Origin of the sequence: Thioclava sp. DLFJ5-1 (genome assembly GCF_002020115.1) — a bacterium.
Taxonomy (GTDB): domain Bacteria; phylum Pseudomonadota; class Alphaproteobacteria; order Rhodobacterales; family Rhodobacteraceae; genus Thioclava; species Thioclava sediminum.
The window spans coordinates 85,652-109,201 of sequence record NZ_MPZU01000007.1; the positions used below are offsets into that span (position 1 = coordinate 85,652).

General features: G+C 64.3%; 21 protein-coding genes and 1 tRNA gene. 18 read left to right on the top strand and 4 right to left on the bottom strand.

Annotated elements, in window-relative coordinates; translation table 11 throughout:
- Positions 1–78: 78 nt before the first annotated feature.
- From BMI86_RS18665 to BMI86_RS18720, 12 genes are all read left to right on the top strand, one after another.
- Positions 79–2,601, top strand: coding sequence for an ATP-binding cassette domain-containing protein (locus tag BMI86_RS18665; protein WP_210402740.1), 2,523 nt, complete (start codon positions 79–81; stop codon positions 2,599–2,601).
- Positions 2,602–2,661: 60 nt separating this feature from the next.
- Positions 2,662–3,726 carry a maleylacetate reductase gene (locus BMI86_RS18670; protein WP_078542684.1) on the top strand — a complete coding sequence of 355 codons (1,065 nt, stop codon included), beginning with the start codon at positions 2,662–2,664 and terminating at the stop codon, positions 3,724–3,726.
- Positions 3,727–3,740: 14 nt separating this feature from the next.
- Positions 3,741–4,598, top strand: coding sequence for an intradiol ring-cleavage dioxygenase (locus tag BMI86_RS18675; RefSeq protein WP_078542685.1), 858 nt, complete (start codon positions 3,741–3,743; stop codon positions 4,596–4,598).
- A 14-nt stretch (positions 4,599–4,612) separates the two neighbouring features.
- Positions 4,613–5,401, top strand: a complete 789-nt coding sequence (locus BMI86_RS18680; RefSeq protein WP_078542686.1) for a glucose 1-dehydrogenase — start codon at positions 4,613–4,615, stop codon at positions 5,399–5,401.
- Positions 5,402–5,424: 23 nt separating this feature from the next.
- Positions 5,425–6,477, top strand: coding sequence for a ketopantoate reductase family protein (locus tag BMI86_RS18685; protein WP_078542773.1), 1,053 nt, complete (start codon positions 5,425–5,427; stop codon positions 6,475–6,477).
- A gap of 186 nt (positions 6,478–6,663) precedes the next feature.
- Positions 6,664–7,350, top strand: coding sequence for an FCD domain-containing protein (locus BMI86_RS18690; protein WP_078542687.1), 687 nt, complete (start codon positions 6,664–6,666; stop codon positions 7,348–7,350).
- A gap of 167 nt (positions 7,351–7,517) precedes the next feature.
- Positions 7,518–8,510 (top strand): TRAP transporter substrate-binding protein DctP, encoded by a 993-nt coding sequence (gene dctP / locus BMI86_RS18695; protein WP_078522948.1) that lies wholly within the window; start codon positions 7,518–7,520, stop codon positions 8,508–8,510.
- Between the two features lie 61 nt (positions 8,511–8,571).
- Entirely contained in the window at positions 8,572–9,105 is a 534-nt protein-coding gene (locus BMI86_RS18700; RefSeq protein ID WP_078542688.1) for a TRAP transporter small permease subunit, read from the top strand.
- Positions 9,102–10,397: a TRAP transporter large permease gene (locus BMI86_RS18705; protein ID WP_078542689.1), complete on the top strand. Its 1,296-nt coding sequence runs from the start codon at positions 9,102–9,104 to the stop codon at positions 10,395–10,397. Before BMI86_RS18700 ends, BMI86_RS18705 begins: the two co-directional genes overlap by 4 nt.
- Positions 10,398–10,422: 25 nt before the next feature.
- Positions 10,423–10,878, top strand: coding sequence for a type II 3-dehydroquinate dehydratase (locus BMI86_RS18710; protein WP_078522945.1), 456 nt, complete (start codon positions 10,423–10,425; stop codon positions 10,876–10,878).
- Positions 10,878–11,759, top strand: coding sequence for a shikimate dehydrogenase (locus tag BMI86_RS18715; protein ID WP_078542690.1), 882 nt, complete (start codon positions 10,878–10,880; stop codon positions 11,757–11,759). The genes BMI86_RS18710 and BMI86_RS18715 overlap by 1 nt, the downstream gene beginning before the upstream one ends.
- A gap of 13 nt (positions 11,760–11,772) precedes the next feature.
- Positions 11,773–13,674, top strand: a complete 1,902-nt coding sequence (locus tag BMI86_RS18720) for a sugar phosphate isomerase/epimerase and 4-hydroxyphenylpyruvate domain-containing protein (RefSeq protein WP_078542691.1) — start codon at positions 11,773–11,775, stop codon at positions 13,672–13,674.
- Positions 13,675–13,866: 192 nt separating this feature from the next.
- On the opposite strand, the gene BMI86_RS18725 is transcribed toward BMI86_RS18720, so the two are convergent.
- The 3 genes from BMI86_RS18725 to BMI86_RS18735 all read right to left on the bottom strand — a co-directional run bounded on the left by BMI86_RS18725 (position 13,867) and on the right by BMI86_RS18735 (position 16,843).
- Positions 13,867–13,940 (bottom strand) — tRNA-Gly (locus BMI86_RS18725).
- A gap of 154 nt (positions 13,941–14,094) precedes the next feature.
- Positions 14,095–14,655: a fasciclin domain-containing protein gene (locus BMI86_RS18730; RefSeq protein WP_078522879.1), complete on the bottom strand. Its 561-nt coding sequence runs from the start codon at positions 14,653–14,655 to the stop codon at positions 14,095–14,097.
- 169 nt (positions 14,656–14,824) lie between these two features.
- A complete protein-coding gene (locus BMI86_RS18735) occupies positions 14,825–16,843 on the bottom strand; it encodes an ASKHA domain-containing protein (protein WP_078542692.1) in 2,019 nt (672 codons plus the stop codon).
- A gap of 158 nt (positions 16,844–17,001) precedes the next feature.
- On the opposite strand from BMI86_RS18735, the gene BMI86_RS18740 reads away from it, so the two are divergent.
- From BMI86_RS18740 to BMI86_RS18760, 5 genes are all read left to right on the top strand, one after another.
- Entirely contained in the window at positions 17,002–17,817 is an 816-nt protein-coding gene (locus BMI86_RS18740; RefSeq protein WP_078542693.1) for a TIGR00282 family metallophosphoesterase, read from the top strand.
- A 133-nt stretch (positions 17,818–17,950) separates the two neighbouring features.
- Positions 17,951–19,729, top strand: a complete 1,779-nt coding sequence (locus BMI86_RS18745) for an SLC13 family permease (protein ID WP_078522876.1) — start codon at positions 17,951–17,953, stop codon at positions 19,727–19,729.
- A 12-nt stretch (positions 19,730–19,741) separates the two neighbouring features.
- Positions 19,742–20,137: a hypothetical protein gene (locus tag BMI86_RS18750; protein WP_078542694.1), complete on the top strand. Its 396-nt coding sequence runs from the start codon at positions 19,742–19,744 to the stop codon at positions 20,135–20,137.
- A gap of 109 nt (positions 20,138–20,246) precedes the next feature.
- Positions 20,247–20,987, top strand: a complete 741-nt coding sequence (locus tag BMI86_RS18755; protein WP_078542695.1) for a YebC/PmpR family DNA-binding transcriptional regulator — start codon at positions 20,247–20,249, stop codon at positions 20,985–20,987.
- Between the two features lie 194 nt (positions 20,988–21,181).
- The gene (locus BMI86_RS18760) at positions 21,182–21,613 is read left to right on the top strand and encodes a peptidylprolyl isomerase (protein WP_078522873.1); all 432 of its coding nucleotides are present in this window, start codon (positions 21,182–21,184) and stop codon (positions 21,611–21,613) included.
- Between the two features lie 50 nt (positions 21,614–21,663).
- On the opposite strand, the gene BMI86_RS18765 is transcribed toward BMI86_RS18760, so the two are convergent.
- Complete coding sequence (locus BMI86_RS18765; protein WP_078522872.1) at positions 21,664–22,566, bottom strand: Stf0 family sulfotransferase; 903 nt, start codon at positions 22,564–22,566, stop codon at positions 21,664–21,666.
- Positions 22,567–22,773: 207 nt separating this feature from the next.
- Between BMI86_RS18765 and BMI86_RS18770 the strand changes: the two genes are divergently transcribed.
- Positions 22,774–23,547: a transglutaminase family protein gene (locus BMI86_RS18770; protein WP_078542696.1), complete on the top strand. Its 774-nt coding sequence runs from the start codon at positions 22,774–22,776 to the stop codon at positions 23,545–23,547.
- Positions 23,548–23,550 lie beyond the last annotated feature (3 nt).

The following is a 23,550-nucleotide window of genomic DNA, read 5'->3' on the forward strand; positions in this document are numbered from 1 at the left end:
TGTCTCCGGGCGGCGCGATCCGCCCGGAGACTGCCGCGCCAACCCCCTCAGATCGGCGGAACTAAACGGATGATAGCATTGGCTGAAATCGAACCGATGGAGAAGGCGGACGGACTCCGCGAAACGTCAACGGGCACCCCCGTGATCCGCTTGCGCGGCGTGTCCAAATCCTTCGGGGCGGTCCGCGCCCTGAGCGACGTGAGCGTCGACATTCACGCGGGCGAAGTGCATGCGGTCCTAGGCGAGAACGGGGCCGGGAAATCGACCCTGATGAACCTGATCACAGGCGTGCTGCAGCCCAGCACCGGCCGGATCGAATTCGACGGGCGGGACGTGATGCCGCTCTCGCCGGAAAGCTCGTCGGCGCTTGGCGTCGCGATCTCCTATCAGCACCCGGCGATCCTGCCCGACATGACGGTGCTCGAGAACCTGCAGGTTTCTCTGCCTGCCTCTGTTTTCCAGGGCGACCGCAAGGACCGCGTCGGCCAGCGTCTGCTGGAAGAGGTCGGCCTCGAGGTGCCGCTGAACGCGCGTGTCGATACGCTGACCATCGCGCAGAAACACCTGCTGGAGCTCGCGAAAGCGCTCGCCGTTCAGCCCCGTGTGCTTATTTTGGATGAACCGACGGCCGCGCTCGATCAGGACGCGACGGATATGCTTTTCGCGAAGGTTCGGGCGCTGAAGGCCTCCGGCACCGCCGTCATCTATATCACCCACCGTCTGGCCGAGTTGCGTCAGATCGCGGATCGCGTGACCGTGCTGCGCGATGGACGTCACCGGGGCAGCGCGCCTGCGAGCGAGATCAGCAATTCCCAACTTCTGGATCTGATCGTCGGCCGCCGTCTTGCCTCTGCCTTCCCGCCGAAATGCGCCGACGCCAATCCCCCGATCAATTTCGAGGTCGAAGGCCTCAGCGGGCGCAAATTCTCGGACGTGGCCTTCGCCTTCGGGCGCGGCCAGATCATCGGCGTCGCCGGTGTCGAGGGCAACGGCCAGTCCGATCTGATGCGCGCCTTGGTCGGCCTTCAGCCCTATCGCGGCGCGATCAAGCTCCACGGTCGCACCCTCTCGCCGAAAGAGCTGAAACACGCGGCGGCCTTCATGCCGTCGGATCGCCATACCGAAGGCCTCGCCGCGGATCTGACGATCCGCGAAAACGCGACCTTCGCCTCGCTCGACAAATATGCCTCGGGCGGCGTGCTGGATCGTAAGAAGGAAATGCAGAAGGTGCAGGAGGTCTTCTCCTCGCTCGCGGTGAAGGCCGCAGGCGTCGAGGCGAAGGTCTCCCAGCTTTCGGGCGGCAACCAGCAGAAGATCGTGATGTCCCGCGCGCTTCTGTCGGAGCCGGGCTTCATCGTGGCCGACGAACCCACGCAGGGCGTCGATGTCGGCGCGCGTTTCGAGATCTACCGGATCCTGCGGGAAGTCTCGGACGCGGGCACCCCGGTGATCGTCAACTCCTCGGATGCGGCGGAACTGGAAGGGCTGTGCGACATCGTTCTTGTCATGTCGCGGGGACGTATCGTCGAGACCCTGCGCGGTGACGACATCACCGAGGCCCGCATCGTCGGTGCTGCGGTCGAGGCCGACACGCATGCGCATCACGTCGATGAAGAGCATCAGGCGAAAGAGGGCTTCGGCGCGAAACTGCGCCATTTCGTGCAGACTGATAATGCGACCATCGTGCCGCTCGCGCTGGTGACGGTGCTGCTCGCGCTGTTCGTGAGCGCGCAGAACGAGAATTACCTGTCGTCCTTCAACGTCTCGAATATCCTGATCCTCGCGACCGCGCTCGGCTTCATCGCCTTGGGGCAGACCATCGCCTTGCTGATGGGGGGGATCGATTTGTCGGTCGGGCCGCTCGCCGGTTTCCTCGTGGTGATCGGATCTTTCTTCATCAACGATGGCAGCCCGGCCCCGACGATGGCGCTCGGTTTCGCGCTGATGTTCGGCGCGGCGATCGTCGTCGGATTGATCAACGGCGTGCTGATCCGGTTTGCCAACTTTACCCCCATCGCAGCCACACTGGCGATGTTCATCGGCTTGCAGGGCATGAGCTTCGTGCTGCGCGAGGGGCCGGGCGGCTACATCTCCTTCGACGTGATCGACACGCTCACCCGGAGCTTCGGCCCTGTGCCGGTCGCCTTCGTCGTGATGATTGCGATCGCCATCGCGATGGAGCTGGGCCTGCGCCGCAAGCGGGCGGGGTGGCAGCTTCGCGCAGTCGGCTCGCATGAGGAATCCGCGCGGCGCATCGGCGTGCGCACAGACCGGACCTTCGTGCTCGGCTACATCGCCGTGTCGCTGCTGACCGCGCTTGGGGCGATCATGCTGATGGCACAGATCGGCGTCGGCGACCCGGCGCAAGGCGTGAACTACACACTGGGCAGCATCACCGCGGTCGTGCTGGGCGGCACCAGCCTTCTCGGCGGGCGCGGCACCTTCATCGGCTCGCTGCTGGGCGCGGTGCTTCTGACCGAAGTGCTTAACGCCGTGTCCTTCCTCGGTCTGTCGCAGGCCTACCAATACGGCTTCCAAGGGGTGCTGATCCTCGTGGCGGCGCTCATCTACACGACCGCGCGTCGGCGTCGCGAGGAGTAACCTCGCGGCCCACGCTGGCTCAATTCAACGCCTCGTCTGTGCGAGGCGCAGGGAGGAACCATGCCTGAAGCGTTCATCTACACATCCACTCCGGGGCGCATCGTCTTTGGCTCCGGGACCCTGGCGAAAGTCGCCGAGGAGGTGGAGAGACTGGGCTGCGCCCGCGCGCTGATCCTGTCGACGCCGTTCCAGAAATCCGATGCCGAGGCGCTTGCGAACAAGCTCGGGGAGATGGCGCCCGGAACCTTCACCGAAGCCGCGATGCACACGCCGGTCGCCGTGACCGAGGCCGCGCTCGAGGTCTATAACCAGACCAAGGCCGATTGCGTCGTGGCGCTTGGCGGTGGCTCGACCATCGGTCTGGGCAAGGCCATCGCCTGGCGCAACGACGCACCGCAGGTGGTGATCGCGACGACCTATGCCGGTTCCGAGGTGACCGATATTCTCGGGCAGACCGAGAACGGGCAGAAGACGACCGTCCGTGATCCCAAGATCCGCCCGGAAACCGTGATCTACGATCCCGATCTGACGCTGGGCCTGCCGGTCGCGATGAGCGTTGCGAGCGGGTTGAACGCGATGGCCCACGCGGTCGAGGCGCTCTACGCGCCCGATGCGAACCCCGTCACCTCGCTGATGGCGGTCGAAGGTCTGCGTGCGCTGAAATCGGCGCTGCCGCGGATCGTCGAGACGCCGGAGGATCGCGATGCCCGGGCCGATGCGCTCTACGGGTCGTGGCTCTGCGGCACCGTGCTGGGCGCGGTCGCCATGTCGCTGCATCACAAGCTTTGCCACACGCTCGGCGGCGGGTTCGACATGCCCCACGCGGAGACCCACGCGATCCTGCTGCCGCATACCGCCGCCTATAACGCCGAGGCCGCGTCGGCGCAGCTCGCCCGAGCGACCGAGCTGTTCGGCGGCGATCTGGGCGGCGGACTCTACGACTTCGCGCGCTCCGTCGGCGCCCCGCTCGCGCTGGCCGACTTTGACCTCAGGGAAAGCGATCTGGCGCGCGCCGCCGATATGGCCGTGCAGAACCCTTACAAGAACCCGCGCGACGTCACGCGCGACGGCATTCTCGACCTGCTGACCCGCGCCCATGCCGGGCAACGCCCCGTCACGACCTGATAGGAATGAATGACATGACCCAAGAGCCGAAGATCGCCTATTTCACCGAGGACGCCTCGGTCGAAACCGTCAACGCCCGGGTTTCGGAGAGCACCGATGCGCGCCTCCAGACCGTGATGGCAAGCCTCGTCCGTCACCTGCATGCCTTCGTCAAGGACGTCGAGCTGACCCAAGCCGAGTGGGACATCGCGATCGATTTCCTCACCAAGACCGGCCAGATTTGCGACGAGTACCGGCAGGAGTTCATCCTGCTTTCCGACGTGCTGGGCGTCTCGATGCTGGTCGATGCGATCAACAACCGGCGCCCGACCGGGGCGACCGAGAACACGGTGCTCGGCCCCTTCCATGTCGACGGCGTGCCGGAATACGAGATGGGCGCGAACATTACCCAGGCTGGCGGGCGCGAGACCTGCCGCTTCTATGGCACCGTCACCGATCTCGACGGCAATCCGGTCGAAGGCGCGCGGATCGACGTCTGGTCGGACAGCGAGGACGGCTTCTACGACGTCCAGCAGCCCGACATCCAACCGCGCAACAACAATCGCGGCGTGTTCACCACGGGGCCAGACGGGCGCTACTGGTTCGAGGGGATCAAGCCGGTTTCCTACCCGATCCCCGATGACGGTCCGGTGGGCAAGATGCTGGGCAAGCTCGGGCGTCACCCGTATCGCCCGGCGCATATGCATTTCATCGTCAGCGCCGAGGGCTTCGATCCGGTGACGACCCATACCTTCGTTGCGGGCGACAAATACCTGACCTCGGATGCGGTGTTCGGCGTCAAGGAATCCCTGATCGCCGAGTTCACCCCGGTCGAGAATGGCGAGACGCTGTGGGAGTCCAATTACGACTTCGTGCTGCATCGGACCGAGTGAGCGGGGAGGCTATCATGTCGGACAAAGACGAGATGGGAGGCGTCGTCGTCACGGGGGCCGCACGGGGCATCGGCCTCGAAATCGCGCGGCGCGCCGCGGCGGCTGGATATGGCGTGGTGATCGCGGATCTCGATGCCGCGGCAGGCGAGGCGGCAGCGAAGGCCCTGACTGCCGAGGGCGGTCGCGCGATTTTTTGCAAGACCGACGTGACCGACCGGGCTGCCACCCGCGCGGCCATTGTCGCCTGCGAGGCGGAGTTCGGTTTTCTCCATGCCATCGTCAACAACGCAGGTTTCAACCGCCCGCAGCCGTTCCTCGAGACGACCGAGGAGAACTGGAACCAGATCATGACGGTCAACGGAATGGGCGTGATGATCGGCATTCAGGAGGCGGCGAAGGCGATGATCGCGGCCAAGCGGAAAGGCAAGATCATCAACACCGCCTCGATGGCCGGCCGCGCGGGCTACGGTGATTTCGCCCCATATTGCGCAAGCAAGGCCGCCGTCGTCAGCCTGACCCAGGCGGCTGCGCGCACCCTTGCCCCGCACGGGATCACCGCCAATGCCTTCGCGCCGGGCGTGGTGGAGACCGACCTCTGGACGGTGCTCGACAAGGATTTGATGGAAATGGGCGTCTCCTCCGAGCCGGGTGAGGCGCTCCGCAACTTCGCCGCCGGAATCCCGCTCGGCCGCACATCGACGCCCGCCGATGTCGCAGGAACGGTCGCGTTCCTGCTCTCGCCGGATTCCGACTACATGACCGGCCAATGCCTGCAGATCGACGGCGGGATGATCATGCAATGACCGCAACCGAGGAGATACGCCAGATGAAGAAGCAAACTCCTTTCCCTCGGATCGCCTTTATCGGGACCGGCGCGCAGGGCGCATCGGTCGCCGCCGATTTCGCGCTGGCGGGGCTCGACGTCACCTTCATCGACCAATGGCCCGCCCATGTCGAAGCGATGCGGGCGAACGGCCTGACGGTCAATATGCCGACCCGCCAGCTACACACGCCGGTCAAGGCGTTGCACCTGTGCGAGATCGCCGAAATCAAGGAGCCCTTCGATCTCGTCTTCATGGTGGTGAAGGCCTACGACACCCGCTGGGCGGCGGAGATGATCAAGCCGGTTCTGGCAGAAGACGGCTTCGTCGTGGGGCTGCAGAACGGCATGACCCACGAGGCGATCGCCGACATCGTCGGCGCGCATCGCACGATCGGCGCGGTTATTCAGATCGCGTCGAACATGTGGGAGCCGGGGATCACGACCCGCCAGAACGACAAGGACGAAAGCTGGTTTGCGCTCGGGGCGCTCGATCCCGAGCAACAGCCGCGGGTCCACGACGTCGCCGATATTCTGCGCCATTCCGGCACCGTTCAGGTGGTGGACGATATCCGCTCGGCGAAATGGATGAAACTGGTGGTGAATGCAGCCGAACTGATCCCCACGGCGATCATCGACACCGCGATGCGCGATAGCGTCCGCGACCCCGAGTTTCTCGAAGTGATGCGGCGCGCCGGTTATGAGGCAATGGAGGCAGCACTCGCTGACGGCGCCACCATCATGCCGATCATCGGGATGCCGCCGGTGATGAGTAACCACCCGGAACGCTATGTCGACGAGATCTTCGACGAGGTCGTTCGCACCTTCTCAAGGGACGACACGCTGACGACCTCGCTGCAGGATTGGCGCAAGGGCCGTCGCGCCGAGGTCGACGAGGTGAACGGGCTGGTGGTCGATTTCCTCGAGGCGCGTGGCAAGGCGGCGCCGATGAACCGCAAGGTCGTGGAGATGGCGAAGGAGATCGAGGCCGGCCGGCGCAGGCATCACCCCGACAACGCGCGCGAACTTGTAGCGCATTACCGGGGGCTGGCGCAGTAGGGACGTGTCTGCTCAGCTCGCAAACCCTTCGGCAGCTTGCATGAGGCTGCGCAGTCGTCAGTTGTCGATCGGATGCAAAGGTTGTGGTAAGTTCCGCCGATTATGCCTGAATTCGGATAAATTGCTTGGATGATGCCTCGCGCAAGGCGATAAGCGGAAGGAAATGGCAATAGATCGACGCGCGACGTGAAGATACATAAGTTCGATATCAGTGGACATCCCGGGGAGACCGTCGGTGACATCACCCATCGGCGCCTGCGCGGCGACATCGTGCATGGGCGGTTCAAACCGGGGCAGAAGCTGAAGCTCGATCTGCTGCGCAAGAAATACGATATCAGCGTGACGACGCTGCGCGAACTGCTCAGCAGCCTGACGAACGAAGGGCTCGTCACCGCTGAAGGACAACGCGGCTTCGAGGTGGCGCCGATCAGCAAGGCCGACCTGCGCGATCTGGCCGACCTGCGTCTGCTGCTCGAGACCCACGCTCTGCGCCAGTCCATCGCGAATGGCGACATCGAGTGGGAAGCGGGCGTCGTCTCTTCGCATTACAAACTGGAAACGATCGAGCGCGAGCTGATCGCGGGCGGCGACGGGCCGGTGCAACCCTGGGTGCGTCACGACTGGGACTTCCACTTCGCGATGATCGCGGCTTGTGACAGGCCGAACCTGATGCGCACGCATTCTTCGATCTTCGATCGCTTCATGCGCTATCACATGATCATTCTGGAATTCCGCGGCGAGAAGGCGAAGGAAGATCACATTCGCCTGCGCGACCTGACCTTGGCCCGCGATGCGGATGCGGCCGTAGAGCTGCTGATCTCCCATGTCGAAAGCGGCGTCGACCACATTCTGGCGACCGGTCGCGTTCCCTGAACCCTTCACACGACGGCGTCTGACAGTGGGGCAGCGGGTGGAGAAGAACACCCGCTCGTGATTTTGTCCGTCAAAAATAAAAATGTATGATATTTTTAAAGTTGACATATGAAATTTGAGATGCCGAATTGAATGAGCCGCTTTCGATGCGGCGAAAGGGAGGAACTATGACCAAATTGACTCGCCGCAGCGTGCTGGCGACAGGGGCCGCTGGTGCAGCCGCGACCCTGATGGCAGGCACTGCATTCGCTCAAGATCGCAAACGGCTCCGCCTGTCTTCGGTGGTGTCGAATAACGACATTCGCGCCAAGGCCTTCGCCCGCATTTCCGAGGATGTCGCCAAGGATTTCGACCTGCAGGTCTATAACCAGTCGACGCTCGTGCCGCAGGGGGGTGAACTGACCTCGATCCAGCGCGGGACGCTGGAAATGGGTCTCGTGGCGCCGCAGAAGCTGGCCGATCAGGTGCCGGAATGGTCGATCCTGACCGCCGCCTATGTGCTGCGCGATGCGGCCCATATGAAAGCCGTCTTCGACAGCGACGTGGGCAAGCAGCTGAACGACCTCGCAGCGCAGGCTGGGCTCCATGTCCTCGCGCCGGTCTATTTCGGCGCGCGTCAGGTCAACCTGAAGCCCGAGAAGAAGATCAACACGCCCGAGGATCTGAAGGGGATGACCCTGCGCATGCCGGGCGGCGACGCGTGGCAGTTCCTTGGCGAGGCGATCGGCGCCAGCCCGACGCCGCTGGCCTATTCGGAGGTCTACACCGCGCTCCAGACCGGGGCGATCGACGGACAGGACAACCCGCTGCCGAACGACTACAACATGAAGTTCTACGAGGTCACGAGCCAGATCGCGCTGACCAGCCACCTCGTCGGTTTCGACGTGCTTGGTATCTCCAAGAAGGTCTGGGACGATATGAGCGCCGATCAGCAAAAGCTGCTCAAGGACTCCGTGGACAAGGAAATCGCCGCCAGCACCGAGGAGCACCTCAAGCGCGAGCAGGAACTGGTGGACTTCTTCAAGGAACAGGGCCTCGAGGTCTACGAACCCGACCGCGCCGCCTTCCGGGACTACGCCCAGAAGAAGTATCTCGCCAGCGACTTCGCCAAGAGCTGGCCCGAGGGGATGCTCGAACAGATCAACGCGATCCAGGCCTGACCCCCGGATACACTGAGGGCGAGGGGCCGTGTCGGCCCTTCGCCCCTCGAAAGGCAAACCGATGCAAAACACGAGCCGCCGCTGGCGGAACGTAGCGCGCCGTCTGGCCGACGCCGTTCCGGCGCTGCTTCTGGCCGCCATGTTCCTGGCCTTCATCGTTCAGGTTTTCATGCGCTATGTGTTGAACCACCCCGTCGGCTGGACGGTCGAGCTCTGCGTCATAGCGTGGCTCTGGGTCGTGCTGTGGGGGCAATCCGTCTCGGCGCGCGAAGAAGACGAGATCCGCTTCGACATCATCTACGGCGCGGTCCGGCCCAAGGTGCGCCGCGTGTTCCGCATTCTGTTCTCGCTCTTCATCGTCGGTATCTATGCGGCCTCACTGCCGGATGTCCTCAGCTACATCTCCTTCATGAAGATCGAAAAGACGGCCTACATGAAGATCCCCTTCAGCTACGTCTTTTCCGTTTTCGCAATTTTCACGGCGGTCACAATCCTGCGCTACGGCTGGATCCTGATCAAAGAGCTGCGCGGTCAGGGCCCCGAAGATGACAATCCCGACCTGACGCATGTCGCGCGCAAGGATTTCTCCGAATGAGCTGGGAATTCACCCTCGCCGTGGCGGCCATTGTCGCCACCGCCATCGTCGGCCTGCCGATCGGGCATGCCATGCTGGGGGCCTCGATCCTCTATCTTCTGCTCGAACAACAAGACATGAGCATCGCCGCCGAGCAGGTCCTGCGCGGGCTCTACGGTTCCTACGTCCTGCTGGCGATCCCGCTGTTCATCTTCGCGGCGGACCTGATGAATATCGGCTCGCTCTCCGACCGGCTGCTGGATTTCTGCCGCGCACTGGTGGGGCGCTTCCGGGGCGGGCTGGGCCATGTCAACGTCGTGTCCTCGCTGATTTTCTCGGGCATGTCGGGCTCGGCCATCGCCGACGCGGTGGGGATCGGCAAGATCATCATCCAGCTGATGACCAAGGACGGGAAATATCCGCCCGCCTATGCCGGGGCCATCACCGCCGCTGCCGCGATTATCGGCCCGATCATTCCGCCCTCGATCCCGATGGTGCTCTATGCGCTCGTCTCCGACACCTCGATCGGATACCTCTTTCTCGGCGGCGTGGGGCCCGGTCTGATCCTCGCGCTTCTGCTGATGGTAATGAACGCCATTCAGGCACGCCGTCACGACTTCCCGGTGGAAGTGCCTGTGCCGGTGCGCGAGATGCCCCGCATCACGCTGCGCGCCGTGCCCGCATTGCTGATGCCGGTGATACTTCTGGTTGGCATCTATGGCGGCATCACCACGCCCACCGAGGCGGCCGCGCTCGCCGCGCTCTATGCCTTCCTGATCTCGACCTTCCTCTACCGCTCCGTCAGCCTGCGCGCGGCCTATGAGACCGTGTGCCAATCCGCGCGATCCACGGCGAGCGTGGGTATCCTGATCGCAGGGGCGCTGGCTTTCAACTACGTGGTCACCGTCGAGCAGATCCCGAACGAGATCCGCGGCGCATTGGGTGACATGCAGCTCGACCGCGTCACCTTCCTGCTTCTGGTCAACGTGCTCCTGCTGGTGCTCGGATGCCTGCTGGAAGCAAATGCGATCCTCCTCGTGATCGTGCCGATCCTGCTGCCGACCGCGGTCTCGCTCGGCGTGGACCCGGTGCATTTCGGGGTGGTCGTCGTGGTCAACACGATGATCGGGCTCGCAACGCCGCCCTACGGGTTGCTGCTCTTCGTGGTCAGCGGGATCACCAAATCCCCGATCGGCCAGACGATCCGGCATCTCGTTCCCTTCCTCATCATCATGATCGTCGGACTCGCGATCATCACTTTCGTGCCGGGCACCGTGCTGTGGCTGCCCCGGCTTTACGGTTACGGCGGCTGACAGGCCGCAAATCAGGAGACCTCACATGGCCCAGAAAGACCTTCCGATCCTGGTCATCAATGGCCCCAACCTGAACCTGCTCGGCACGCGTCAGCCCGAGATCTACGGGCACGACACGCTTGAGGATGCAGAGCGGTTGAGCCGCGATGCGGCCGCTGCGGCGGGGGTGGAAATCGACTTCCGCCAATCCAACCACGAGGGCGAAATCGTCGACTGGATCCAATGGGCCCGCACCAACGCCTGCGCCATCCTGATCAATCCGGCGGGCTTCACCTCTACCTCCATCGCGATCCTCGATTCCCTGCTGATCTTCGACGGGCCTATCTTCGAGGTTCACGTCTCGGCCCTGTTCCGGCGCGATGAATTCCGCCACCCTTCCTACGTCTCGAAAGCGGCGACGGCGAAGATCGAAGGCTTCGGCATCGCGGGCTACGGCTTCGCGATCACCCGGATCGCCCAGCTCGTGAAAGGCGCCAAGTGATGCCTGCCCCGGTAAGCCCTTCCGAGGTCGCGTCGGACGACGCGGTCATCCGGCTGGGTCTGATCGGCGACAATATCGCCGTCTCGCAGGCCCCGCGCCTGCACCGGCTGGCAGGGCTGCAGAACGGACGGAAGGTGACCTATGACCGGCTTGTCCCGCGCGAGCTTGGTACGGATCACGCGACGATCCTCGCCGACTGCGCCGCACAGGGCTATCGGGGGCTCAACATCACCTATCCCTACAAGGAGAAGGTGGCGGCGCTGGTTCGGATCTCCGACCCGATGGTCCGACGGCTGGGCGCGGTGAATACCGTCCTCTTCGAACCCGGCGGACCTGAGGGCCACAACACCGATCACTCCGGCTTCATCTCCGCCTACCGCGCCGCGCGGGGGAGCACTCCGCCCGGAGCCACCCTGCTTATCGGCACCGGTGGCGTCGGGCGGGCCATCGCCTTCGCGCTGGTTGCGCTCGACGCCTCAGAAATCCGCCTCGCGGACCACGACATCAAGAAGGCCGAGGTTCTCGCGTCGGAACTGGAAGCGGCGAGACCGGGACTTCGCGTCACCGTGGGGCGAGACGCCGCCGAAATGTCCGAAGGCGCCGAAGGTCTCATCAACGCGACCCCGGTCGGCATGACCGGCCATCCGGGCTCGCCACTTGAGGCATCCGCAATCACCGGCGCATGGGCCTTCGACGCCGTCTACACACCGGTCGAGACCGAGTTCCTCACCACAGCACAGGCGGCGGGCCTGCAGGTCATCTCGGGTTACGAGCTGTTCATCTGGCAGGGCGTCGATGCGTGGAAGCTCTTCACGGGTCTGCCGCTCGACGTCGCCCGCTTGCGCAGCGATCTCGCGAAAACCGACCCGGCCACATCCTGAAAGGAGGCCTCCCATGAAAACCGCCATCGCCACTGTCTCGATCTCGGGGACGTTGCAGGAAAAGCTGGAGGCGATCTCTGCTGCGGGCTTCGACGGGATCGAGATTTTCGAGCAGGATTTCATCGCCCATGACGGCGGGCCGCGCGAAGTCGGCCAGATGGTCCGCGATCACGGGCTGGAGATCTTCCTCTTCCAACCCTTCCGCGACTTCGAGGGTCTGCCGGAGCCATTACGCCACCGCGCTTTGAGACGCGCCGAGCACAAATTCGAGCTCATGCGCGAACTCGGCACCCGCGACATGCTGGTCTGTTCCTCGGTTCATGCCGAGGCGCTTGGCGGGATCGATCGGATGGCAGATGATTTCGCCGCCTTGGGCGAGCTTGCCGCAGGCTACGACATTCGCGTCGGGTTCGAGGCGCTCGCTTGGGGGCGCCATGTCTGGGACCACCGCGATGCGTGGGAAGTGGTGCGCCGGGCCGATCATCCCAATGTCGGGCTGATCCTCGACAGCTTCCATACGCTCGCCCGCAAGATCGACCCGAATACGATACGGCGGATCCCGGGAGACAAGATTTTCTACGTCCAGCTTGCCGATGCTCCGGCGATCGACATGGACTTGCTCTACTGGTCGCGCCACTTCCGCAACATGCCGGGCGAAGGCGATCTGGACGTCACCGGCTTCATGCGCGCCGTGATGGCCACCGGCTATGACGGACCGGCGAGCCTCGAGATTTTCAACGACCAGTTCCGCGGCGGACCGACGCGAACCATCGCACGCGACGGCTACCGCTCGCTCGTGGCGCTGATGGATGACGTTCGCCGCACCGAGCCCGGTCTGGAAGACAAGATCGACGAAATTCCTGCGCGCGTCGCCGTGGACGGGGTCGAGTTCATCGAGTTCGCGGCGCAGGGCACGGAGGCGGAGGCGCTGAAGACGTTGCTCACGACCCTCGGCTTCCGCATGTCGGGGCGGCATCGCAACAAGATGCTGGAAGTCTGGCGTCAGGGCGATATCCGCATTCTCATCAATTCCGAGACCACGGGCTTTGCTGCCTCGACTTGGACCGCGCGCGGCACCAATGTTTGCGACATCGGCCTCAAAGTCGCGGAGGCGGCCTCGACGGTCACGCGTGCGCGAGCGCTCGGCGCCGATACCTTCTCGCAGCCGGTCGGACCTGGCGAGCTGGACATCCCCGCGATCCGTGGGCTTGGGGGCTCGGTGCTGCATTTCGTGGATGCCTCGAGCGGTCTCAGCGAAGTCTGGGACGTCGAGTTCGAGCCTGCAGAAGACATGTCGAACCGAGACGCTGGCCTGACCTCCATCGATCATGTGGCGCAGACGATGGAATATGACGAGATGCTCAGCTGGGCGCTTTTCTACACGACGCTGTTCGACATGCAGAAAGCCCCGATGGTCGACGTGATCGACCCGGACGGGCTCGTTCGCAGCCAAGCCATCGCATCGCGCGCGCGCCCGGATGGAAAGGGCCTGCAGGTTACGCTCAACGGAGCCGAGACGCATCGCACCCTCGCGGGCGATTTCCTGACGCATGGCTTCGGCGCGTCTGTGCAGCATGTGGCCCTGAGAACCGAAGACATGCTGCAGACCGCCGCCGCGCTGGCCGATCTGGGCTTCGATCCGCTGCCGATGCCGGCCAACTACTATGCCGATCTCGAAGCGCGCTTCGACCTGTCGCCGGAATTTCTGGAGCGGTTGCGTTCGGCCAACATTCTCTATGACGAGGATGCGCATGGCGCCTTTCTTCAGCTTTACTCGCGGCCCTTCGCAGGGGGCATGTTCTTCGAAATCCTCGAAAGGCGGGGCGGCTACGAGGGGTTCGGGGCGGCGAACGCCCCGTTCCGGATCGCCGCGCAGAAGCGGTTTGGCCGCGTGAAGGGAATGCCCGATCTCTGAGTGACGGCGACTCGGCGAAATGTCCCCAAGTGTCTTGGCGACGGGAGCAGGGAGATGCCGAACTCGGCTTGCCGCTGATCCTCCATTCTCCCGCGTACTGTCCGTTCCCCCGTTTCGCAGTGAAATGGCGGCATGCTCAGTCTCTGGTGTGATTATCACCAGAAATCAGTCTCTTACGATTTCGAGGGAGCTTGGAGCGGGTAGCGGGAATCGAACCCGCGCGTTCAGCTTGGGAAGCTGACAGGCTACCATTACATCATACCCGCATGGTGCGAGCGCAGAGGTATTCCAGCCGAAAGCCACGGTCAAGAGGGATCGCGCCCGTCCTCGGGCCCGCTCACAAAAAAGCGCCCGGCGAGGAGGACCTCACCGGACGCCAGGCGCCGCGCGGAAATTAGGGAGACGAGGCGCGGGGTCGATTTACATCTTCGGCTGAAGCACGGTGTCGATCACGTGGACCATGCCATTCTTCTGCTTCACGTCGGCGGTCTGAACCGTCGCGACATCGCCTTTCGGGTCCTTCAGCATCACCATGCCGTCCTTGACCATTGCGGTCAGATCACAGCCGCCGAGCGTCTTGATCGTGGCCATGCCGTTGCCCTTCTGAACGGTCGCCATGATGTTCTCGGCGGTGATCACGCCCTTGGCGACGTGGCAGGTCAGGATATGCGTCAGCATTTCCTTGTTCTCGGGCTTCACCAGCGTCTCGACGGTGCCCGCGGGCAGCTTGTCGAAGGCCGCGTTGGTCGGTGCGAAGACGGTGAACGGGCCGGGGCCTGCCAGCGTGTCGACGAGGCCCGCCGCTTTCACCGCGGCGACCAGCGTGGTGAGGTTCGGAGCGGCCGAAGCGTTCGCCGCGATCGGCTTGCTCTCATACATTTTCGCGCCACCGACCATCGGGTTTGCCAGCGCGGGCAGGGCGAGGCCCAGCGTTGCAGCTGCGGTGAGCGATGCGGCGAATGCACGGAATTTCATAGACATAAGGATTTTCCTCCCTGTTAAACGACGGTTGTCCCCGCCAAAGCACAAGGGTTACGGCGCGCTGGGGGCGCGCCGATCACTTATGTCTCATCACGAAATCGTGTGCAGCCTGATCCGGCCTGAAATCGGAGGTCTCGCAGCGCCCCGAGGCGAGGCCTGAAGGCCTGCCTCAGCCGCGCCGGCGACGCCTGCGCCCGCCATCCTCGCCGGACCCGCCGGTGTTGAAGCTGACCTCCGGAAGCGGTGCGATCTTGCGCAGCTCGGGGAAGGGGGCGGTGGCGTGCGGCAGCGCGTTCGCGGCCACGAAATGCTCCTGGAAGCGCGGCTCGATCGCGGTCTCGACCTTGGTGATCTGATGCACCTGCGCCTCGATCTCGCGCCGCGCCTTCACCGAGCACAGTGCCATATGCGCCCCGGTGCCTGCCGCGTTGCCCGCCGAGGTGACGTGACCCAGCGGCGCATCCGGGATCATCCCCAGCACCATCGCGTGCTTGGGAGAGATATGCGCGCCGAACGCGCCCGCGAGCACCACGCGGTCGACCGTGTCCACCCCCATCTCGTCCATCAAGAGGCGCGCGCCCGCATAGAGCGCGGATTTCGCCAGCTGGATCGCGCGGATGTCGCCTTGGGTGACGGTGATGCGCGGGCCTTCCTCGCCGCCGTCATAGATCACGTATTCATGGGTGCGCCCGTTCGGCTCGCAGCGCGGCGTGCCGACCTGCTCGGCCGAGCCGATCAGCCCTGACGTGTCCACGATACCGGCCATCCGCATCTCGGCCACAGCCTCGATGATCCCCGAGCCGCAGATGCCGGTGATCCGGGGCGTGCCAAATTCGGGATCGGTCGACCAGTGGTCGTTTCCGATGATCTTGAAGCGCGGTTCCTTGGTCTCGGGGTCGATCTCGATCCGCTCAATCGCCCCCGGCGCGGCGCGCTGGCCGCTGGAGATCTGCGCGCCCTCGAAGGCGGGGCCGGTGGGTGAAGAACAGGCCAGAACCCGTTGTTTATTCCCGAGAAGTATCTCGGCATTGGTGCCGACATCGACGATCAGCGACAGGTCGTCGCGCTTCTGCGGAGCCTCCGACAGCGCCACCGCCGCCGCATCCGCGCCGACATGGCCCGCGATGAGCGGCAGGATATAGGCGCGCGCGCCAGCGCTGGCCTCGATGCCGATCTCGCGCGCCGCGAATTCAAGGCTCTCCGAGGTCGCCAGTGCGAAGGGCGCCTGACCCAACTCCACCGGATCGATCCCCAGCAGCAGGTGGTGCATCACCGGGTTGCAGACGACGACGGCCTCGACGATCTCGCCCGTCTCGACCTTCGCCTCGCCCGCCAGCTGCCGCGCCAGATCGCCCATCGCGTCACGCACGGCATTGGTCATTTCCTGATCGCCGCCGGGGTTCATCATCACGTAGGAGACCCGGCTCATCAGGTCTTCGCCGAAACGGATCTGCGGATTCATCACGCCGGCGCTCGCCAGCACCCGCCCGTCATCGAGCGCGACCAGATGCCCCGCGATGGTGGTCGAGCCGAGGTCGATCGCCAGCCCATATAGCGGCACCTCGCGCACGCCGGGGAAGATGCCGGTCACGCGCGGCCCGTCGCCCGCATCGTGGATCGCGACCGTAACTTTCCAATCGGCCTTGCGCAGCGCGGGCTGCAGCATCCGAAGCACATCAAGATCGGCGCGCACGCCCTTGATCTGCCATTGCTTTTCCAGCGCCTGTGAGAGCTGCTGCAGGTCGCCCTCGGGGCGGTGCATATCCGGCTCGGCGACTTCGACATAGACGGGCCGCGTCGCCGGATCCATCTCCATCACGCGCTCGGAGGCTGCCTTGCGCACGACCTGTTTGTGGACCTGACTTTCGGGCGGCACGTCGATCACGACGTCGTCGAGGATCTCGGCCTGACAGCCCAGACGCCGCCCCGGTTTCAGCCCGCGAATCCGGTCATAGCGTTCCTCGACCGCGTTGAGCGGGCTGACCGCGTCCGGCTCCACATGCAGGCCGAGTTTCGGGTAATCCCCGAAGGAGGGCGTGCATTGGCATTTCGAGCACACGCCGCGCCCGCCGCAGACGGAATCGAGATCGACCCCCAGCTTGCGCGCCGCCGCGAGCACCCTCGTGCCACGCGCCACGCGCCCCCGCTTTCCAGAGGGGGTAAAGATCACCTGCACGTCGTCGGCCATATCGCGCTCCCGTTTTCCTTGCCCCCGTTCTAGGGCCCAAGCCGGGCAGAGCAAAGCCCGCAACCGACGCGCGTGGATGAGAAATCGTCATCATCATCATGCAAGCGGTGCGCGCCGCCCATTGCTCTCCCCAGCGCCGCGTTCTATCTAATCGGGCCATGAAGATACTCTTTCTTGGCGATGTGATGGGCCGCGCGGGCCGCGCCGCGATCACCGAAACCCTGCCGAAACTTCGCGAGGAGTGGCGCCTCGATTTCGTCGTGGTTAATGGCGAGAACGCCTCGGGCGGCATGGGGCTGACCGGCGATCACGCGAAGCTTCTGCTGGATGCGGGCGCGGATGTGGTGACGCTGGGCGATCACGCCTTCGATCAGAAGGACATGCTGCGCTTCATCGAGAGCGAGCCGCGCATCATCCGCCCCGTGAACTACGCCAAGGAAGCGCCGGGCAAGGGCGCGCGGGTGTTTCAGGACCGGCGCGGGCGCAAGGTGCTGGTGGCGCAGGTGCTGGGCAATGTGTTCATGAAGCGCGCCTTCGACGATCCCTTCTCGGCCATCGAGGCGGAACTGAAACGCTACCCGCTGGGCGGGGCGGTGCAGGCGGCGCTGGTGGATGTGCATTGCGAGGCGACGTCGGAGAAGATGGCGATGGGCCATTGGTGCGACGGGCGTGCAAGTGTCGTCGTGGGCACCCATACACATGTGCCCACCGGCGATGCGCAGATTCTCGAGAAGGGCACGGCTTACCTCAGCGATGCGGGCATGTGCGGCGATTACGATTCCGTCATCGGCATGGCGAAGGCCGAACCGATGCGCCGTTTCGTGACCGGCATGTCGAAGGAACGCTTCTCGCCCGCCCGCGGTCCGGTGACGCTCTGCGGTTTTTATGTCGAGACCGACGACAAGACCGGGCGCGCGACCCGCTGCGAAGCGGTGCGCACCGGCGGCAGGCTCGCACAATCGGTGCCAATCTGAGCGTCGTTCGCGTCCCGAGTTGCCCGAACCTCATGCCGTTACGTGGAAATTTCCTCTGCCGCGGGCAGAGCGCGCTTGCTCGTGCAACACGTGTCGATAGTATCGGGCCGATGCGCTTACGCGAGAGCCTGACATGATCCAACTGCCCTTCACCGGCACCGAGACCGCCGTCGCGGCCCTTCTCGTCGTGGGGTGGATGTTCGTCATGTTCGTCCGCGAGACATGGCCGCCAGAGGTCACCGCCATGGCGGGCGCGGCCCTGATGCTGATCTTCGGATTCGTGCCCTACGAGAACGCGGCCGCGATTCTGTCGAATCCGGCGCCCTGGACCATCGCCTTCATGTTCCTGATCGTCGGCGCCCTGGTGCGCACCGGCGCGCTCGACGCGATGACGCGCTATGCGGAATCGCGGATCGACCAGAACCCGAAGCTGACCGTGCTCCTGATGTTCGGGGTCACGATGTTCGCAAGCGCCGTGATGAACAACACGCCGGTCGTCGCAGTGATGATCCCGGTCTTCATTCAGGTCGCGCGCAAGCTGAACCTCTCGCCGTCGCGGCTCTTGATGCCGCTGAGCTATGTCACGGTGATGGGCGGCATGATCACCCTGATCGGTACCTCGACCAACATTCTCGTCGATGGCGTCGTGCGGGGGCGGGGGATGGAGCCCTTCACGATCTTCGAGATCGCGCCTCTGGGCTTCGCGATCTGTCTCGTCGGCGGGACCTTCCTCGCGATCTTCGCGCCGAAACTGATCCCTGAGCGGCAATCGCTCTCCTTCATGCTCGGCGACCGTCCGAAGATGAAATATTTCACCGAGGTCGCGATCCCGGAGGAAAGCGGGCTGATCGGCGAGTCGGTGTTGGAGACCGATACGTTCAAGCGCGAGGGCGTGCGGGTGATCGACGTGCTGCGCGGCGATGCGTCGCTGCGCCGCGATCTCGCCTCGGTCGAGCTGATGGCGGGCGACCGCGTGGTTCTGCGCTCCGAGATGGAAGAGCTTCTGGGGATGCAGAAGAACCGCGACCTGCGCATGGTCGACAAGCTGTCCTCGGTGCAGACCGAGACGGTGGAGGTACTGATCTCGCCCGGTTGCCGGATGATCGGGCAGCGTCTGGGCGATATGCGCCTGCGCCGCCGCTATGGTGTCTACACGCTCGCCGCGCACCGCCGGAACCAGAATATCGGTCGCCAGCTCGACGATCTGATCGTGGTGGTGGGCGATACGCTTTTGCTCGAAGGCGCGCCCGAGGATATCGCGCGTCTGGCCGCCGATATGGACCTCGTGGACGTCTCGAAACCGCAGGCGCGCGCCTATCGCCGCTCGCATCTGCCGCTTGCCATGGGCGCGCTCGGCGCGGTGGTAATCTTCGCAGCCCTTGGTGTGGCCCCGATCCTTGCGCTGGCGATGGTGGCGGTGGCGGGCATCCTCGTGACCCGCTGCATCGACACCGACGAGGCCTTCACCTTCATCGAGGGCCGCCTGCTTGCGCTGATCTTTGCGATGCTCGTGGTCGGCGCGGGGCTGGAGCATTCCGGCGCGGTCCAGCTGATCGTCTCGGGCGTGGCGCCCTTCCTGAAGATGCTGCCGCCGCAACTCGCGCTGATCGTGGTCTATTTCCTCGGTCTCGTCATGACCGAATTGCTGTCGAACAACGCGGTGGCGGTGATCTACACCCCGATCGCGATCTCGCTGGCTGCTGCCCTCGGACTCGATCCGCGGCCCTTCGCGGTGGCGGTGATGTTCTCGGCCTCGGTGGCCTTCGCGACCCCGATCGGGTATCAGACTCACATGATGATCTATGGCCCCGGTGGCTATAAGTTCACCGATTTCCTGCGCGTCGGCATCCCGATGGATATCGTGACCGGGTTGACCGCCTGCCTGCTGATCCCGCTGATCTGGCCCTTCTGAGGAGGTTCCCACATGCGCTTTGCCGCCCGTCTCGCCGCCCTGTCGCTTCTCGCACCGCTCGCGCTCGCCGCCTGTGTGCCGGGGCAGGGCACCCGCGCGCCCTCCTGGCCCGACCGGGTGACCTTTCAGGGCACGGTGATGCGTGTCTCCTTCATCGACGGCACGGTCTGCCGCGCCAATATCTCGGGCCAGTATACCGGCGATCTGGCCGGGTGCCCGCATCCGATGCGCTATCAGGTGACCCGGTTCGAGCCGAGCTATCTCGGCGGCGTCGGGGTCGGCAATATCTTCCAGCCCTATGCCGAGGTCACGCTGAAGGACGCGCAAGGCCGCCGCTGGAGCTTCAAGACTCCCGAGCCGATCCCCTCGCGCAGCCAGCCCGACGGGGTCCTCAAGCTGCCGCATTGATCGGCAATGGCGGGCGCCCGGCACCGCCCGCCACCCATCTATCTTGAATCATCCCCCCGTTGCGCACTATACGGGGTCGATTTCGCGACTATTCCGAACGGAGATACCCATGGCAGGCCACTCAAAATGGGCCAACATCCAGCACCGCAAGGGCAAGCAGGATGCGGCGCGCTCGAAGATGTTTTCCAAGCTCTCGAAGGAGATCACGGTCGCCGCCAAGATGGGCGACCCCGATCCCGAGAAGAACCCGCGCCTGCGCCTCGCCGTGAAAGCGGCCAAGTCCCAGTCGATGCCGAAAGACGTGATCGACCGCGCGATCAAGAAATCGCAAGCGGGCGACGGCGATGACTACACCGAGATCCGCTACGAGGGCTACGGCCCCGAGGGCATCGCGGTGATCGTCGAGGCGATGACCGACAACCTCAACCGCACCGCGTCGAACGTGCGCTCCACTTTCACGAAGAACGGCGGCAATCTGGGCACCACCGGCTCGGTGTCCTTCATGTTCGACCGAATGGGCGAGATCATCTATCCCGCCTCCGTGGGCGATGCCGAGACCGTGCTGATGGCCGCCATTGAGGCGGGTGCCGAAGACGTCGAGAGCGACGATGAAGGCCACTGGATCTACTGCGCGATGGAAGACCTCTCGGATGTCTCCGACGCGCTCGAGAAGGAACTGGGCGAGGCCGAGGAAGCCAAGCTGATCTGGAAGCCCCAGAACCGCACCGAGGTCGATCTGGAGACCGCGCAGAAGCTGATGAAGCTGATCGACACGCTCGAAGACGATGACGACGTGCAATCCGTCACCGCCAATTTCGACGTGCCCGAAGAGGTCGCAGCCCAGCTGTAAGGCGATATGCACCGAAAATTGATAAAAGCGCCCTCCGGGGCGCTTTTTGCGTCTCGAACGGCCTCAAACCGCCCGAATTCCGGCCCCCCGGTTTACATTCCGGGTCAGAACCCCCAGTTTGTCGCGTGACGCTCCGAGCACCCGCGTAACCCCGTGGCCTCGGCAAATTCATCTCCCCGCGAAAGGATATCACCATGACCCAAGCAAAGGCTGGCGACACCCTGCATCTTCATTACACCGGCAAGCTGGACGACGGCTCCGTCTTCGATAGCTCGGAAGGCCGCGACCCGCTGTCCTTCACGCTCGGCTCCGGCCAGATCATCCCCGGCCTCGACAAGGGCGTGACCGGCATGGAAGAGGGCGAAAAGCGCACCGTGCGCGTCGAGCCCGCAGAGGCCTATGGCGAGCATCACCCCGAGCGCATGCAGTCGGTCGATCGCGCGAACATCCCCGACGACATCCCGACCGAGCCGGGCACCCAGCTTCAGGTTCAGACCCAGGACGGTCAGACCGTGAACGTGACCGTCGCCGAGGCGAACGAGAAAGAACTCGTCCTCGACGCGAACCACCCGCTCGCCGGCAAGGCGCTGACCTTCGACGTGGAACTCGTCAAGATCGACGCGTAAGCCTGCGTTTGCTTCCAGAGCTTGAGAAGGCGCCCTCGTGGCGCCTTTTTTCATGCACGCGAGCGTGCGCCGCGTCGCAGGAGCCTGCTCAGGCCGCCAGTTCGTTTCGCGCTGCGGGGGCCGTGACCTTCCTGCGCATTGCGGGCCCGGCACAGCGCGAGCAGGTCCGCATCGCTGCTCTCCGGATCGGCCCCCAGATAGGCGGCAAGTTTCGTCCGCAGAACGGTGAGATCCGCGGTCTTGGTCACCTTCGTGTGGTCCGTGCGCAGGGTCATGTCGAAATCACCCCAACCGAAAAACTGCCAGATGGCCTGAAACTGCCGCTCCGGGTCTTCGGTCAGGTCTTCATAGGTGAGGTCGCAAACGGGCTGGTCGAGTTGCGCGAGAACCGCATCGAGATGGGCTTCGTCCTGATCGATCCGAAAGATTTCGTGGGCAAGGTCCGCCCCGGTGATCTCGTCGACCGGATCGCCGCTGCCGGATTTGTGGTTCGGCGTGCGTTGCGCCTCTCCGGCTTTCACATGGGCAACGCCGCTCTTTCGATGCACGAGACGCGAGACCGCCTGCGCGACGCGGTCGCTGCGAGAGATGCGCAGATAGGCGCTCGATCCGAAGATTTTTGCATAGGCGTCGATGAACTGTGCGTGAGCCGCCACCGGCTCCAAAGCCTCATAGGCCGGTTTGCCGAAAAAGGCTTCCGCGATCGGAGCAAGCTGGTTCGACATCACGTTGATCGCCGAGGTCCCGTTTTCGCCACGCCCCATTTCAGCCGCGGCGAAGAAATCCGCAGGCGTGATCTCATTGCGGGGTTTGCTGCGCATCAAAAGCAGGAAAAATTCGCCCGCTTTTCCCAAACCCGCGCGTTGCAGATAGTCGCAAAGCAGCGAACTGCCGGTCCTCTGGGTGGAGAAGACGAGCAGGCAAGCCGGTCTGTAGCTATCGTTGGGTGCCATTACTCACCTTTCAGTCCCGGGGCGTTTTCGCACCTGTATCATGGACGGTCTCGAGGCGCACGACCAGCCCGGTCCGGCGGGTTCGGCTTTCCGGCGTGCGATAGGGAACCAAACCCTCTGCGCCCCCCTTTCCCCACCGACGTGTCTCTGTTACGCGGCGCGCTCCATCCCAGTGACACCACCTGAATCCCGAGAGAAGGAGCCGCCATGCGCATTTCCGTCGACGTGCAGATGCAATACCAGTTCCCGCAGCCGAATACGGTCGCGCTGGTGCTCGAAGCGGCGCAGGCTCCGGGGCAGGAGATCGTCAACGCGTCGATGAATCTAGGGGATGCGAGCGTGGGCCGGATCGCGGGCGATTGCGGCGTGGGCGAGCGGATCTGGGCGCAGGTCGGCACGCAGATGACGCTGCATTATCAGGCGCTGATCGATATCACGCGTCCGGCGATCGACCTGACGCAGATGCGGGCGGCACAGCTCCACGAGCTGCCCGCCGAGGCCGCGCCCTATATCCGACCCTCGCGCTATGTGCAGTCGGACAAGTTCGTGTCCTTCGTGAGCAAGCGCTTCGGCGATCTGCAGGGCGGGGCGAAAGTCGCGGCAATCCGAGACTGGATCGAGAAGAACCTGTCTTACGTGCCCGGCGCGTCGGATAGCGACACCAACGTGCTCGAGACCTTCGCGGGCCGGGCAGGGGTCTGTCGCGACTACGCGCATCTATTCTGCGCGATGGTGCGCGCGGCGCAGATTCCGGCGCGGATGGCGTCCTCCTACGGGCCGGATGTGTGGCCGCAGGATTTCCACGCCGTGGCCGAGGTCTGGCTCGATGGCGCGTGGCATATGGTCGATGCGACCGGCATGTGCGGGGCCGAGAACATGGCGCTGGTCGCGGTGGGGCGCGATGCCTATGACGTGGCCTTCATGGAATCGCAGGCCCCCGCGATGCTGATCAACCAGAGCGTCTCGGTGATCCGGGTCTGAGCG